General features: G+C 69.3%; 15 protein-coding genes, 1 tRNA gene and 1 pseudogene. 11 read left to right on the forward strand and 6 right to left on the reverse strand.

Annotated features, from left to right (window positions below; translation table 11 throughout):
• Window positions 1-144 precede the first annotated feature (144 nt).
• Window positions 145-963, forward strand: coding sequence for a DivIVA domain-containing protein (locus A5673_RS06740; protein ID WP_068228868.1), 819 nt, complete (start codon window positions 145-147; stop codon window positions 961-963).
• A 96-nt stretch (window positions 964-1059) separates the two neighbouring features.
• Window positions 1060-1389: a hypothetical protein gene (locus tag A5673_RS06745; RefSeq protein ID WP_068228870.1), complete on the forward strand. Its 330-nt coding sequence runs from the start codon at window positions 1060-1062 to the stop codon at window positions 1387-1389.
• A gap of 4 nt (window positions 1390-1393) precedes the next feature.
• Here A5673_RS06745 and A5673_RS06750 read toward each other — a convergent pair.
• Window positions 1394-2071 (reverse strand): annotated as a pseudogene (locus tag A5673_RS06750) (phosphoribosyltransferase); the annotation flags it as partial.
• Window positions 2072-2150: 79 nt separating this feature from the next.
• On the opposite strand from A5673_RS06750, the gene A5673_RS06755 reads away from it, so the two are divergent.
• Both A5673_RS06755 and A5673_RS28185 read left to right on the forward strand, forming a co-directional pair.
• Window positions 2151-2477, forward strand: coding sequence for a PadR family transcriptional regulator (locus A5673_RS06755; RefSeq protein ID WP_156747950.1), 327 nt, complete (start codon window positions 2151-2153; stop codon window positions 2475-2477).
• Window positions 2474-2854, forward strand: a complete 381-nt coding sequence (locus tag A5673_RS28185; RefSeq protein WP_082958579.1) for a hypothetical protein — start codon at window positions 2474-2476, stop codon at window positions 2852-2854. The genes A5673_RS06755 and A5673_RS28185 overlap by 4 nt, the downstream gene beginning before the upstream one ends.
• A gap of 188 nt (window positions 2855-3042) precedes the next feature.
• Here the strand turns inward: A5673_RS28185 and A5673_RS06765 are convergent.
• Window positions 3043-3128, reverse strand: a tRNA-Leu gene (locus tag A5673_RS06765).
• Between the two features lie 123 nt (window positions 3129-3251).
• On the opposite strand from A5673_RS06765, the gene A5673_RS06770 reads away from it, so the two are divergent.
• Together A5673_RS06770 and A5673_RS06775 are read left to right on the forward strand one after the other, a co-directional pair.
• A complete protein-coding gene (locus A5673_RS06770) occupies window positions 3252-4598 on the forward strand; it encodes a M20/M25/M40 family metallo-hydrolase (RefSeq protein WP_369806467.1) in 1347 nt (448 codons plus the stop codon).
• A 27-nt stretch (window positions 4599-4625) separates the two neighbouring features.
• Entirely contained in the window at window positions 4626-5156 is a 531-nt protein-coding gene (locus A5673_RS06775; protein WP_068228884.1) for a YbhB/YbcL family Raf kinase inhibitor-like protein, read from the forward strand.
• A 123-nt stretch (window positions 5157-5279) separates the two neighbouring features.
• Here A5673_RS06775 and A5673_RS29465 read toward each other — a convergent pair whose 3' ends face one another.
• The 4 genes from A5673_RS29465 to A5673_RS06795 all read right to left on the reverse strand — a co-directional run bounded on the left by A5673_RS29465 (window position 5280) and on the right by A5673_RS06795 (window position 9860).
• On the reverse strand, window positions 5280-7325 hold the full coding sequence (locus tag A5673_RS29465) for a PE family protein (protein ID WP_082958580.1): 2046 nt from the start codon (window positions 7323-7325) through the stop codon (window positions 5280-5282).
• Between the two features lie 182 nt (window positions 7326-7507).
• Window positions 7508-8596 carry a quinone-dependent dihydroorotate dehydrogenase gene (locus A5673_RS06785; protein ID WP_068228889.1) on the reverse strand — a complete coding sequence of 363 codons (1089 nt, stop codon included), beginning with the start codon at window positions 8594-8596 and terminating at the stop codon, window positions 7508-7510.
• Complete coding sequence (locus A5673_RS06790) at window positions 8596-8850, reverse strand: DUF5703 family protein (protein WP_068228892.1); 255 nt, start codon at window positions 8848-8850, stop codon at window positions 8596-8598. Before A5673_RS06790 ends, A5673_RS06785 begins: the two co-directional genes overlap by 1 nt.
• A complete protein-coding gene (locus A5673_RS06795; RefSeq protein WP_156747954.1) occupies window positions 8847-9860 on the reverse strand; it encodes a YncE family protein in 1014 nt (337 codons plus the stop codon). The genes A5673_RS06790 and A5673_RS06795 overlap by 4 nt, the downstream gene beginning before the upstream one ends.
• Before the next feature lie 173 nt (window positions 9861-10033).
• Between A5673_RS06795 and A5673_RS06800 the strand changes: the two genes are divergently transcribed.
• The 5 genes from A5673_RS06800 (at window position 10034) to A5673_RS06820 (ending at window position 13418) form a co-directional block, all read left to right on the forward strand.
• Window positions 10034-10336, forward strand: a complete 303-nt coding sequence (locus A5673_RS06800; protein ID WP_068228895.1) for a hypothetical protein — start codon at window positions 10034-10036, stop codon at window positions 10334-10336.
• Between the two features lie 37 nt (window positions 10337-10373).
• On the forward strand, window positions 10374-11129 hold the full coding sequence (locus A5673_RS06805; RefSeq protein ID WP_068228898.1) for a histidine phosphatase family protein: 756 nt from the start codon (window positions 10374-10376) through the stop codon (window positions 11127-11129).
• Between the two features lie 73 nt (window positions 11130-11202).
• On the forward strand, window positions 11203-11790 hold the full coding sequence (locus tag A5673_RS06810; RefSeq protein ID WP_068228901.1) for a DUF3090 domain-containing protein: 588 nt from the start codon (window positions 11203-11205) through the stop codon (window positions 11788-11790).
• Window positions 11774-12598, forward strand: coding sequence for an SCO1664 family protein (locus tag A5673_RS06815; protein ID WP_082958582.1), 825 nt, complete (start codon window positions 11774-11776; stop codon window positions 12596-12598). Before A5673_RS06810 ends, A5673_RS06815 begins: the two co-directional genes overlap by 17 nt.
• Window positions 12599-12629: 31 nt before the next feature.
• A complete protein-coding gene (locus A5673_RS06820; protein WP_068228906.1) occupies window positions 12630-13418 on the forward strand; it encodes a 3'(2'),5'-bisphosphate nucleotidase CysQ in 789 nt (262 codons plus the stop codon).
• The last annotated feature ends 24 nt before the right edge of the window (window positions 13419-13442 follow it).

The raw sequence follows: 13442 nt of genomic DNA on the forward strand, positions 1-13442 counted from the left end.
CTTAGTGTGTGAAATTGGGTCTTATTTATTGGGCAATCGGCTACCGCCGAGTCTGGTGTGACAGGATGGACGGCAGTTGCACGACGGCAACCACTCCGTTCTACACTTTCCAGATCGTTTGACAGGAACTCGAGGGGACGAACAATGCCGCTTACACCAGCCGACGTCCACAATGTGGCGTTCAGTAAGCCGCCGATCGGCAAGCGCGGTTACAACGAAGACGAGGTCGACGCCTTCCTCGACCTGGTGGAAAACGAGCTGACGCGGCTCATCGAGGAAAACTCCGATCTGCGTCAACGGATCGAGGAGCTGGACCGCGAGCTGGCCTCGGGTGGTGGCGGCGGCACCGCTTCGCCCACCCAGGCGATCCCGACCTTCGAGCGCGAGCCTGAGCCCGAGCCGGTCAAGCCCGCGCCCGTGGTGGCCCCCCCGGCGCCTGCTGCGCCGCCGGCGCAGCAGGGCACCAACGAGGAACAGGCCCTCAAGGCCGCGCGGGTGCTGAGCCTGGCGCAGGACACCGCCGATCGGCTGACCAGCACCGCCAAGGCCGAGTCGGACAAGATGCTGGCCGACGCCCGCGCCAACGCGGAGCAGATCGTGAGCGAGGCCCGGCAGACCGCCGAGACCACGGTCACCGAGGCCCGCCAGCGTGCCGACGCGATGCTGGCCGACGCCCAGACCCGCTCGGAGACCCAGTTGCGCCAGGCCCAGGAGAAGGCCGACGCCCTGCAGGCCGACGCCGAACGCAAGCACTCCGAGATCATGGGAACCATCAACCAGCAACGCACCGTGCTGGAAGGCCGCCTCGAACAGCTGCGCACCTTCGAACGCGAATACCGCACCCGGCTCAAGACCTACCTGGAATCCCAGCTGGAGGAACTCGGTCAGCGTGGGTCGGCGGCGCCCGTCGACTCCAGCGCCGACGCGGGCGGGTTCGACCAATTCAATCGGGGTAATAACTAGCCCGGGCGATCGTGCCGGGGCGCTCGCCAGGGTTGGCGCTCCGCACACTAGCCTGCACTAGACCTGGCAGTCCCCTCGTCGGCTGGAGGATGACCGATGCTGATCATTGCGCTGGTACTCGCCCTGATCGGGCTCGTCGCGTTGGTGTTCGCGGTGGTCACCAGCAACGAGCTGGTCGCCTGGGTGTGCATCGGTGCCAGCGTCATCGGCGTGGTGCTGCTGATCGTCGACGCGTTGCGGGAACGCCAGCGTCGTGACGCCGTCGGCGAAACGCATGAGGTGGAAGAAGCCGGGGACGGCGAACAAGCCGCGGTCGATTACCCCGAAGAGGTCCCGGAGGAGGGCGAGCAGCCCGTCGCCGAGGACACCACCACAGCCGACGAGCCGTCGCAGGGGCTCGAGTCCAGCGAGGACCGGTCCACCTAGACCGTCAGCGGGTCGGCGTATCGAGTAGCTCGCGAACCTCGTCGTCACCGACCTGCCGAAAGTCCGCGTAGACCTGACCGACGGCTTCGAACCCGGGCGGCATGGTGGCGCACACCACGTCGTCGGCCTCCTGCCCGATTTCGCGGCAGGTCGACGCGGGTCCGACCGGGACCGCCACCACGATGGATTGCGGCCCCGCGGCCCGCAGGGCGCGGACGGCGGCCAGCATGCTCGCACCGGTGGCGATGCCGTCGTCGACCAGGATCACGACCTTGCCCCTCGGATCGGCGAGGGGGCGCCCGCCGCGGTAGGCCTGCTCCCGGCGGTTGAGTTCGGCGGTCTCGCTGGCGATCACCTCGCGCACCTGTTCGTCGGTGATGTGCATGTTGGTGACGACGTTGTCGTTCATCACGACCCCGCCGCCGCTGGCCAGCGCGCCCATCGCCAGCTCCGACCAGCGCGGGACCCCGAGCTTGCGGACCAGAAACACGTCCAGCGGGGCGTGCAGCGCCGCGGCGACTTCCCAGGCCACCGGGACTCCGCCGCGCGCCAGCCCGAAGACCAGCACGCCGTCCTTCTCGCGGTAGGACGCCAACTCCTCGGCCAGCACGCGCCCGGCCTCACGACGGTCGCGGAACGTGCGCATCGCCGTTCGCCGGAGGAAGCCGCTGGGTGGGTTCATTACTGCACTCCAGGCTAGCCCCGAGCCGCGAATCCGCCATCGATTGCCGTAGTACGTCGCACGTACTAACTTGGGCGATGTGGCGAGGTCCAACGATCCCGGCGTGCTGATCCTGACCAGCCTGGCGTCCGGCCCCAAGCACGGGTATGCGCTTTCGCGCGACATCGAGGCGTTCTCCGGCGCGGCGCTGGGGCCGGGGACGCTCTACGGGGCGATCACCCGCCTGGAGGAGCGCGGCCTCATCGAGCCGCTGCAACAGGACGAGCGGCGGCGGCCGTACCGGTTGACGGCCGCCGGGCGGGCCGAACTCGCCACGGCCGTACGGGAACTGGGCGCGATCGCCGACGAGGGCGCGCGGCGGTTGGGCCTGCCGCTGGGCGCCTTCCGCCCGGGCTGGTCGGTATGAACGCCGAAGACGCGCGGCGGGCGCTGCGCTGGTATCCGCGGGCCTGGCGTCGCCGCTACGGCGACGAGCTGGCGGCCCTACTGGAGGACACGTTCGGCGACGGGCCGCTGTCCCGTCGCTGCCGCATGTCGCTTGCCCGGTCGGGCACGATCGAGAGGATCCACGAGATGAGTCGGCGCTTTCGCAAGACGTATACGGGCTACAGCGTTGCCTGCGCGATCGTGTGGGCCGTCATCCTGGCCGCGGTGTCCTCGACCGCGAGCAGTGCCACCCGGCACACGCTGATGCTGGTTTTCGGGGGCTGGTGGATCGGGTGGCTGTCGGCGACGATCGCCAGGGCCGTCTACCCGCCGCCGAAACGGCGGGTCGGCCCCTGAAAAAGAGGCCCTCGAGAAATGTGGGGTGTGATCGCGGCTTCGCCGCTCAACACACTCCATCGGCTCGGAAGTGAAGGCGAGCATTCACTTCGCTCGCCTCACACGCGTGTGATCGCGGCTTCGCCGCTCAACACGCTCCGTCGCCTCAGGAATGAATGCGAGCATTCATTCCATTCGGCTCAGTCGCGTGTCCGAGGGGGGACTTGAACCCCCACGCCCATTAGTAGGGCACTAGCACCTCAAGCTAGCGCGTCTGCCATTCCGCCACTCGGACAAGACCCAACAGAGTTGGCAGCTAAGGCTATCGGATCGGCCCGCGCAGACCCAACCCAGCTCGCCGCGCACCGCGGGCCCGAGCCCGGCGGGCCACGCAGTGGTAGGAAAGGTGGTTGTGACCATCGATACCGGGACCGTCGACCCTGCCGATCCCCGCGACGACGTGGTCCAGGTGGTCAGCCGGTTGATCCGGTTCGACACCACCAATACCGGCGAACCCGAGACCACGCAGGGCGAGGCGGCGTGCGCGCAATGGGTCGCCGAGCAGCTCCAAGAGGTCGGCTACTTGCCGCAATACGTCGAATCCGGCGCGCCCGGACGCGGCAACGTGATCGCGCGCCTGAGCGGCGCGGACAGCTCGCGCGGCGCCCTGCTGATCCATGGGCATCTCGACGTGGTGCCCGCCGAGCCGGCGGATTGGACCGTGCACCCGTTTTCGGGCGCGATCCGCGACGGCTACGTCTGGGGCCGCGGCGCGGTCGACATGAAGGACATGGTCGGCATGATGATCGTGGTCGCCCGGCAGCTGAAGCGGGCCGGCATCGTGCCGCCGCGCGACCTGGTGTTCGCGTTCCTCGCCGACGAGGAGCACGGCGGCCACTACGGGGCCCAATGGCTGGTCAACCACCGGCCCGAGCTGTTCACCGGCGTCACCGAGGCGATCGGGGAGGTGGGCGGGTTCTCGCTGACCGTGCCGCGCCGCGACGGCGGCGAGCGCCGGCTGTATCTGATCGAGACGGCCGAGAAGGGGCTGTCGTGGATGCGGCTGACCGCCCGGGGCACGGCCGGCCACGGGTCGATGGTGCACGACCGCAACGCCGTCACGGCCGTCGCCGAGGCCGTCGCCCGGCTGGGCCGGCACCAGTTTCCGCTCGTGGTGACCGACACCGTCGCGCAGTTCCTGGCCGCCGTCAGCGAGGAGACCGGGCTGACGTTCGACCTCGAGTCGGGCGATCTGGCCGGGACGATCGAGAAGCTCGGCCCGACGGCCCGCATGCTCAAGGCGGTGCTGCACGACACCGCCAACCCCACCATGCTCAAGGCCGGGTACAAGGCCAACGTCATCCCCGGCTCGGCGGAGGCGGTGGTGGACTGCCGCATCCTCCCGGGCCGCAAGGCCGCGTTCGAGGCCGAGGTCGACGAGTTGATCGGTCCCGACGTGACCCGGGAATGGATCCGGGACTTCTCGTCGTATGAGACCAGCTTCGACGGCGATCTGGTCGACGCCATGAACGCCGCGGTGCTGGCGCTCGACCCGGACGGGCGCACGGTGCCCTACATGATGTCTGGTGGCACCGACGCGAAAGCGTTCGCGCGCTTGGGGATTCGCTGTTTTGGCTTCAGCCCGCTGCGGTTACCGCCGGATCTGGATTTCAGCGCGCTGTTCCACGGCGTCGACGAACGGGTACCCATCGATGCGCTGAGGTTCGGCACCGAGGTGCTGACGCATTTCCTGACACACTGCTAGTCGGAAAAAGAAACGAGAGGATCGCCCATGAGCCTGCCGCCCGACCCGTATGACGCGCTGCCCAAGCTGCCGCTGTTCAGCCTGAAGTCGAACTCGATCACCAACGGTCAGCCGCTGGCGACCCCGCAGATCAGCGGGATCTTGGGCGCCGGGGGAGAGGATGTCAGCCCGCAGCTGAGCTGGTCGGGATTTCCGCAGGAGACCCGCAGCTTCGCGGTCACCGTCTACGACCCGGACGCCCCGACGCTGTCCGGCTTTTGGCACTGGGCGGTCGCCAACCTGCCCGCCGACGTTACTGAGCTGCCCGACAACGCCGGCGAGGGCAGCGAGCTGCCGGGCGGCGCGCTGACCCTGGTCAACGACGCCGGCATGCGCCGTTACGTCGGCGCCGCGCCGCCCCCCGGCCACGGTCCGCACCGGTACTACGTCGCCGTGCACGCCGTGGACGTCGACAAGCTCGACCTGCCCGAGGACGCCAGCCCCGCGTACCTGGGATTCAACCTGTTCCAGCACGCGATCGCGCGGGCCTACATCTACGGGACGTACGAGCAGAAGTAGCCCGCTCTCGCCCGCGAGAGTGCCGCTGCCGACGGGCTCACTCGGGAAACGTGTCGGCAGTGGCACTTTCGCGGCGCGCACGGCCCCGGTCGGCCAGGACCGTCAGACCCGTGCGGGGCCCAGCTAGCCGATGGGTGTGATCGCCGCGGCTATCGCTTCCGGGATGGTGTTGAACAGCGTCGGGAAGAGACCACCGAATTGCGTGCCGCCGAGGGTGGCATTGATCGGAACGGTGATGCCCGCGACGCCGGCGGGGATGGTGACCGTGAGCGGTTCCGGCGGCGTGAGGAGCCCGTCAAAGGGGACGTGGGCGATGGCCGGCAACGTGAGCGAACCCAGCACCGGCGTCGACACCGCGATCGGCAGCGGCAGGTCCACGAGGAGCTGGCCGTTGAGGAAGCCGTTCATCGCGTAGGCGGGCATGTCGCCGACCGCGTTGAGCATGCCCAACACGTTGCCGGTCTGCGCGGCGACACCGAACGCCGTTGCCCCCTGGGCGATTCCGTTCGCCATGGCGAACGGCGGGCCCAGTATCGCGAAGCCCAGCTGCAACGGCAGGCCGAAGATGGCGGCGCCGGCCAGCGTGCCGGCGGGCGGTATGCCGGCGAGATTCACCGCGAAGCTCGCGGTGACATTGGCGTTGACGAGGCTGTCGATCGCGTTGGCGAAGTTGCCCAACATCATTCCGGGGATCGAGCCGTGCGGGACCAGGCTCGCCAGGCCCACCGGCTGCTGCCCGAGGGCGGTCAGGATGGGCAGCAACTCGGCGGCCGGGCCCTCCAGCCCGACCGGGCCCGCGATGGTGATCGAGAAGTTGGGTGGGAGGAGGCTGTTGATTTGGCCGCCGATCACGAGGTGGCTGGTGTCGAATCCCGTGATGAAGAGATCGATGGGGGCGTGCGCAGCGTCCTGCACCGCGCCGTAGTAGTCGCCCATTTGTATCGCGTGGCCGGCCAGCGCCATGTCGTTGCTGGCGATGGGAATCGTCTGCTGCAGATCCGCGCCCATCTTGTTCAGCGACGAGCCGACCGTCCCCCAGAAACCGGTCGTGCCGTTGACGAAGTCTCCTCCGATGGCAACCGGGTTGAAGGTGGCGGCGCCCTGGAGGGTGAGCTGGATGTTCGCCGGCACGTTCGCGGGGAATCCCTGCAGGTCGGTCAGGACCCCATTCGAGAAGAGTTGCGCGTAGTGATTCTGGTTGCTGACAATCTGATTCAGGATCGGGAAGGGGTGGCCCGCGAACTGGGAGCCCATCAGGTTCAGATCCCGCACCGTGTTCTCGAACAGGACGGTGTAGGGGTTGGGGTAGGGCACCGTGCCCGGCGGTAACGGCCCGAAAAGCCCTGGCAGCAAAGAATTCAGCAGCGGTTGAAGCCCCTGGAGCAGCGGCACGTCCTGGAAGAGCCCGGTCGCGGTGCCGACGAGGTTGGTCAGCGTGATTCCGTTGACGAGTTCATTCGATAGGAAGTTGCCCACGTCCAGTCCGACGCCGTTGAGGGTCGGGCCCAATAGGGCGCCGAGGGGCCCGGAGGTGAGGCTCAAGCCCGGGGTCAGGTTGCCGAGGTTGATCGGCCCGAAGAGATCGCTCAGGGTCGGGAACGCGTTGAGGATCGCGGGGTTGAAGAACAGCGAGCCGACGCCGTTGGCGAATTGGGAACCGATGCTGTTGAAGGGCCCCAGGAGCTGGCTCAACCCGCTGCTCAGGCCGCCGAGCAGCCCGCCCCCGCCGGTGCCCAGGCCCAGCAGTCCGTCCAATCCCCCGAGCAGGCCGCCGCCGCCCGAGCCGCCGCCGAGCAAGCCGCCGAGCAAACCGCCACTGCCGCTGGAGCCGCCCAGGCGGAGCAGCCCGCCGAGAAGCGGCGTCGACGCGGCCGCGCCCTGCTGGGCATTGGCGATCTCGGTGCCCAGGTAGGCCGCCGCCCCCGCGTTCAACACGCTCACGAACTCGTGGTGAAATGCCGCCGCCTGGGCGCTCATCATCTGGAATTGCTGCCCGTACGTGCCGAACAAGTCCGAGATGGCGAGCGACACATCGTCGGCGGCGGCGGCGGTGATGGCGGTCGTCTGGCCCGCTGCGGCCGCGGTGGCGTCGTGCAGGGAGGACCCGATCCCGGCCAATTCCCCGGCGGCCGCTCCCACCGTCTCCGGCGCAGCAACGACAAAGGACATCGTGGTCTCCCCTCGAAGACAATCCCCACTAGGCAACTACGGCATACCGGTCACAATGTCGTCAAAATTGTGCCGAAGAAAACGGGCGTTCTCTGTTTCTAACAGCTTGTTCTACAAATGCACAACCCCGTATTGACAAGGCCGTCAATCGAATTAATCCGACACGTGCGCAATAGCGCGGACTACCCGGATTCCGCCGGTCTGTCGGGGTGGCGGGCCGCCGACCCGACGGCGTCGCCGAGCGAGGCGAACCCGCCGTCGTGCAGGCGCCGCGCGATGCCGTCGTGAATGTGCTTGGCCCACAAGCCTCCTCCGTAGATGAAGCCGGTGTAGCCCTGCAGCAGCGAGGCGCCCGCGGTGATCCGCTCCCACGCGTCGTCGGCCGTCTCGATGCCGCCCACGCTGATCAAGACCAGGCGGTCGCCGACCCGGCCGTAGAGCCGGCGCAGCACCTCGAGGGCCCTGCGCGCCACCGGTGGCCCGGAAATGCCTCCGGCGCCGAGCTTTTCAACGCCGGGTGTGCTCAGGTGATCGCGCGACACGGTGGTGTTGGTGGCGACGATGCCGGCCAGGCCCAATTCGACGGCCAGGTCCGCGATGTCGTCGACGTCGGCATCGGAGACGTCGGGGGCGATCTTCACCAGGACCGGTGTGGAGGTTTCGGCGAGGACGCCCGCCAGGATCGGCCGCAGCGATTCGACCGCCTGCAGGTCCCGCAGCCCGGGTGTGTTGGGCGAGCTGACGTTGACCACCAGATACGACGCCAGCGGGCCGACCAGCCGGGCGCTGGCCCGGTAGTCGCCGACGGCGTCGGCGGCCGGGGTCGTCTTCGTCTTGCCGATGTTGACGCCGATCGGCACCTCGGGCCGATGGCGCGCCAGCCGGATGGCCAGCGCGCCGGCACCGCGATTGTTGAACCCCATCCGGTTCAGCAGCGCCCGGTCGGCGGGCAGCCGGAACAGTCGGGGGGCCGGGTTGCCGGGCTGCGGCTGCGCGGTGACCGTGCCGACCTCGGCGTACCCGAAACCCAGCGCTCCCCAGGTGAGCAGGCCCAGGCCGTCCTTGTCGAAGCCGGCGGCCAGGCCGAGCGGTGCCGGAAAACGCACCCCGAACACGGTGCTGGCCAGCACCGGATCGGTGGGCCCGACCCATCGGTGCAGCAGCCGCCGGACTCCGGCGACGGCGGTGACGCCGCGCAGGATCGCGAACACCAGGGTGTGGATGCGTTCGGGCGGGACCAGGAAAAACAGCCGGCGGGTGAGCCGGTACATCACAATTCCGGCTGGTCGGGCCGTTGGCTTTCGAGACGAGATTTCCTGCGGCGCAACAAAACCCGCCGGCTTCCGTCGGTGTAGAGCCGCACCCGCGTCAGCTCCCAGCCGCGGTACTCGGCTTCGATGGATAGCCGGATGGACGCGCTGAGCCGGGTCACCTCCGGCGGCAGGCGCAGCGGTATCCACTCGTATTCGTCCGACATTTCCGCCGCCCAACCCTCGGGCAGCCGGCTCCACCGCGGCGCCGTCACGGGGTACCCGCCGCGTGCTCGATGACCTGGACGCCCGCACCCGACCCCGACACCACGTACAAGGTGCCCGACGCTTCGTCAAAAGCCAGCGAGTTCGGCTGCTGCACGGTTGGGTATCGCACCCTTTCGACGGGAATTCCGGTCGACAGATCGTAACCAATGACGACGTTGGCAGCGGTCTGGGACACCCAGGCGAGCCCGCGCGAACCGGCCAGCCCGTACGGCGACTGCCGCACCGGGTACGCCTGCCGCAGGATCAGCGGGTCGACGCCGTACACCAGCAGTTGCCCGCCGCGGGTGTCGGCGACGAGCACCCGTCCCAGCGGATCGGCGGCCAGCGTGGTCGCGCCCTCCCCGGCCCGCAGCGCCTGCTCGACGTGGCCGTCGGCGCCGATCGTCGTCACCGAGGTCTGGCCGCGGTCCAGGACTACCGTCGTGTTCCCTTGTGCGGCAAGGGCATCCACGCGTGCGAAGATCTTGTTGCGGCTGGCGATGGTGGCGGTCTTGACCGACTCCGGGGTCCGCGAGGCGAAGGTGTAGACGGCCCCGTCGGCGCTGCCCAGCACCAGCGTGCCGTTGGCGCGCTGCGCGATCGCGGTGAAGTCGGTCTGCGGGGCGTTGGCGACGGGCACCTGCGTGGCGCGGCCCGCCGACAGGTCGACGACGAGATACCCGCCGCGCGTGGCCAGGTAGGCGATGCCGTGGCCGTCGCCGGTCAGCGCGCTCGCCGGACCCGGCAGGTCGATCACCCGCGGCGCCACCCGCGGATCGCCGAATTCGGTCAGGGTGGCGGGGCCCGCCGGATCGGTGCCGGGGGTCAGGACGGCCAGTTGCCGGGTGGCGCCGTCGAAGATCGCCGCGGCGGCGCGACCGCCCAGCGGGAGCACCGCGCCGGCCGGGTTCTGGGCCGCGGGCGGCGAGGCCGCCGGCTGGGCCGGCTCGATGGTCGGCGGCGCGCTGTTGAACGGACCCGACGAACACCCCGCGCTTCCGGTGACGATTGCCAGCAAAATCGACAGTCCGGCCAAGCGGTGCTGAACTGCGCGTCTCTTGCCTCTATGCCCATGCAGCAATTATTTTCCTTCGCGTCACCTACGGGAACGTTAAATTTTAAGGAACGGTTTCGCATCCAATATGGCCATGTTGCCTGCATCGGGTCGGACTGGAGAGGTATGGTCGCGTCATGACCGTCATCGTGGACCGGCATACCGCGGAGCAAGAGTTTGCTGTCGAAGACATCTCCGCAGGAATCTTCGCCAGCGGATACGGACAAGTTGGTGATGGGCGCAGTTTTTCCTTCCACATTGAGCACCGATCCCTCGTCGTAGAAATTTACCGGCCACGCCTCGCGGGCCCCGTTCCGCAGGCCGAAGACGTGGTGGCCCGGGCGGTCCGCGGCCTGGTCGACATCGACCTCACCGACGAGCGCAGCCTGACGGCCGCGGTGCGCGATTCCGTCGCGCACGCGGTACCGGTGTCCCGCTAGCCGACCAGTCACCTCCCGTCCCTGTACGGTCGTCGTCGTGACCGTCATCCTCTTACGGCACGGCCGCTCGACCTCCAACACCGCCGGTGTCCTCGCCGGCCGCTCCGAGGGCGTCAACCTGGACGACAAGGGTCGCGAGCAGGCCGCCGGGCTGATCGACCGCATCGGCGACCTGCCGATCCGGGCGCTCGTCAGTTCGCCGTTGCTGCGTTGCCGGCGCACCGTCGAGCCGCTCGCCGAAGCGCTGTGCCTCGAGCCGCTGATCGACGACCAGCTCGCCGAGGTCGACTACGGGGAGTGGACCGGCCGTAAGATCGGCGAGCTCACCAACGAGCCCTTGTGGCGGGTCGTGCAGGCCCACCCCAGCGCGGCGGTGTTTCCCGGCGGCGAGGGCCTGGCGCAGGTGCAGGCGCGTGCCGTCGCGGCCGTCCGCGCGCACGACCGGCGGTTGGCGGATGAGCACGGCGGGGACGCGCTCTGGGTCGCGTGCACCCATGGCGACGTGATCAAGTCCGTCGTCGCCGACGCCTACGGCATGCACCTCGACGGGTTCCAGCGCGTCACCGCCGACCCGGGGTCGGTGACCGTGATCCGCTACACCCCGCTGCGGCCGTTCGTGTTGCACGTCAACCACACCGGCGCGCGGCTGTCCGCGGCGTTGCGGGCCGGGCCGCCACCGAAGGAGGAGCCCAAGGATGATGGGGCTCACGGTGAACCGCAGGGCGAGGCACAAACGGGGCCGAACGGGGCCGTCCCGACGAGCGACGCGGTGGTCGGCGGCTCCCCGGACTGATCACGCTTAATTCCGCTCTGGCGGGGCAATCGAATCGCACGGCATCGGCAACAGCCGGTATTTTGGAGGTGCCATGGCCCGCGCAATTCACGTCTTCCGCACGCCCGACCGCTTCGTGGCCGGGACCGTCGGTCAGCCCGGAAACCGCACCTTTTACATCCAGGCCGTGGGCGATTCGCGGGTGGTGTCGGTGATCTTGGAGAAGCAGCAAGTGGCGGTGCTTGCCGAACGCATCGGCGCGTTGCTGCTCGAGGTGAATCGCAGGTTCGGCACGCCGGTGCCGCCGGAACCCGCCGAGATCGACGACCTCAACCCGTTGATCACGCCGGTCGATGCGGAGTTTCGGGTCGGGACCATGGGACTGGGCTGGGATTCGGAAGCCCAGACGGTGGTGGTCGAGTTGCTGGCCGTCACCGACGCCGAGTTCGACGCCTCCGTGGTGCTCGACGACACCGAGGAGGGGCCCGACGCGGTGCGGGTGTTCCTGACGCCGGAGTCGGCACGCCAGTTCGCCACCCGGTCCAATCGGGTGATCTCCGCCGGGCGTCCGCCGTGCCCACTGTGCGACGAACCCCTCGACCCCGAGGGCCACATCTGCGCGCGCACCAACGGCTATCGGCGCAGCGCGCTTCTCGGGCCCGACGATGAACCCGAGGAATAGCGAGGCTCACGAGCGGGAGGTGCTGCGGGACGGCGAACTGACGGTCCTCGGGCGCATCCGCTCCGCCAGCAACGCCACCTTCCTGTGCGAATCGACGCTGGGGGAATCCAGCGTGCACTGCGTCTACAAGCCGGTCTCCGGCGAGGCGCCGCTGTGGGACTTCCCCGACGGAACCCTGGCCGGCCGCGAGCTCGCCGCCTACCGGATCGCGACGCAATTGGGCTGGAACATCGTGCCTTACACCATCATTCGTCACGGACCGGCGGGCCCGGGCATGCTGCAGCTGTGGGTGGAGCAGGCCGGCGACGCGGCCGACTCCGACCCGCCGCCGGGCCCCGACCTAGTCGACCTGTTTCCCGCCAACAGGGTGCAGCCGGGCTACCTACCGGTGCTGCGGGCCTACGACTACGCCGGCGACGAGGTCGTCCTGGTGCACGCCGACGACATCCGGTTGTGGCGGATGGCGGTGTTCGACGTCCTGATCAACAACGCCGACCGCAAGGGCGGCCACGTCCTGCGCGACCTCGAGGGCCACGTCTACGGCGTCGACCACGGGGTGTCGCTGCACGTGGAGAACAAGCTGCGCACGGTGTTGTGGGGCTGGGCGGGCAAGCCGATCGACGACGACACGTGCCAGGCGATCGCCGGGCTCGCCGAGGCGCTCGCCGGGTCTCTCTGCGACGAACTGGCCGGGCACATCACGCGGGCCGAAGTCGCGGCGCTGCGCGGGCGCGCGCTCGCGCTGCTGGACAATCCGATCATGCCCACGCCCAACCGCCATCGCCCGATCCCGTGGCCGGCGTTCTAGCACCAGGGTTGCCGTCGGCGATACTGAACCGGTGACGAGCGGCCCGGATGACCTGACGGACGCCGCGCTGGCCGCCGAACTCGCCGCCGACGCGGGGGAGTTGCTGCTGAAGGTGCGCGACGAGGTCGGCTTCGGCCATCCCTGGGCGCTCGGCGATGCGGGTGACAGCCTGGCGAACGCGCTGATCCTGAAGCGGCTGCGGGCGGAGCGGCCCGGCGACGCGGTGCTCAGCGAGGAGGCCTACGACGACCTGTCCCGGGTAAACCACGACCGGGTGTGGATCGTCGACCCGCTGGACGGCACCCGCGAGTTCTCCACGCCCGGCCGCGACGACTGGGCCGTCCACATCGCGCTGTGGCAGCGCCCCACCGACGGGCAGCGGGAGATCACCGACGCGGCGGTCGCGCTGCCCGCCCGCGGAAACGCGGTGTACCGCAGCGACACCGTGACCGCCGACGCCGCGCGGGTCGGCATCCCGGGGACGATCCGGATCGCCGTCAGCGCCACCCGGCCGCCCGCGGTGCTGTACCGGATGCGCCAGACGCTGCACATCCAGCCCGTGGCGATCGGCTCGGCCGGGGCCAAGGCGATGGCCGTCATCGACGGCGACGTCGACGCCTACGTGCACGCGGGCGGCCAATGGGAGTGGGACTCGGCGGCCCCGGCCGGGGTGCTGATGGCCGCCGGCATGCACGCCTCGCGGCTGGACGGCTCGCCGTTGCGCTACAACCAGCTCGACCCGTACCTGCCGGACTTCGTGATGTGCCGCGCGGAGCTGGCGCCGATCCTGCTCGGCGCCATCCGCCAGGAATTTCCCTGAACCCGTCCGCGTTTAGAGTCGACG

The sequence above is a fragment of the Mycobacterium sp. E3198 genome, assembly GCF_001667015.1.
Lineage (GTDB): Bacteria > Actinomycetota > Actinomycetes > Mycobacteriales > Mycobacteriaceae > Mycobacterium.

Bases quoted from the DNA above. Each gene is read 5' to 3' on its own strand.
- A5673_RS06740 (WP_068228868.1), top strand. From the start codon at position 145: ATGCCGCTTACACCAGCCGACGTCCACAATGTGGCGTTCAGTAAGCCG.
- A5673_RS06745 (WP_068228870.1), top strand. From the start codon at position 1,060: ATGCTGATCATTGCGCTGGTACTCGCCCTGATCGGGCTCGTCGCGTTG.
- A5673_RS28185 (WP_082958579.1), top strand. From the start codon at position 2,474: ATGAACGCCGAAGACGCGCGGCGGGCGCTGCGCTGGTATCCGCGGGCC.
- A5673_RS06775 (WP_068228884.1), top strand. From the start codon at position 4,626: ATGAGCCTGCCGCCCGACCCGTATGACGCGCTGCCCAAGCTGCCGCTG.
- A5673_RS29465 (WP_082958580.1), bottom strand. From the start codon at position 7,325: ATGTCCTTTGTCGTTGCTGCGCCGGAGACGGTGGGAGCGGCCGCCGGG.
- A5673_RS06785 (WP_068228889.1), bottom strand. From the start codon at position 8,596: ATGTACCGGCTCACCCGCCGGCTGTTTTTCCTGGTCCCGCCCGAACGC.
- A5673_RS06800 (WP_068228895.1), top strand. From the start codon at position 10,034: ATGACCGTCATCGTGGACCGGCATACCGCGGAGCAAGAGTTTGCTGTC.
- A5673_RS06810 (WP_068228901.1), top strand. From the start codon at position 11,203: ATGGCCCGCGCAATTCACGTCTTCCGCACGCCCGACCGCTTCGTGGCC.
- A5673_RS06815 (WP_082958582.1), top strand. From the start codon at position 11,774: ATGAACCCGAGGAATAGCGAGGCTCACGAGCGGGAGGTGCTGCGGGAC.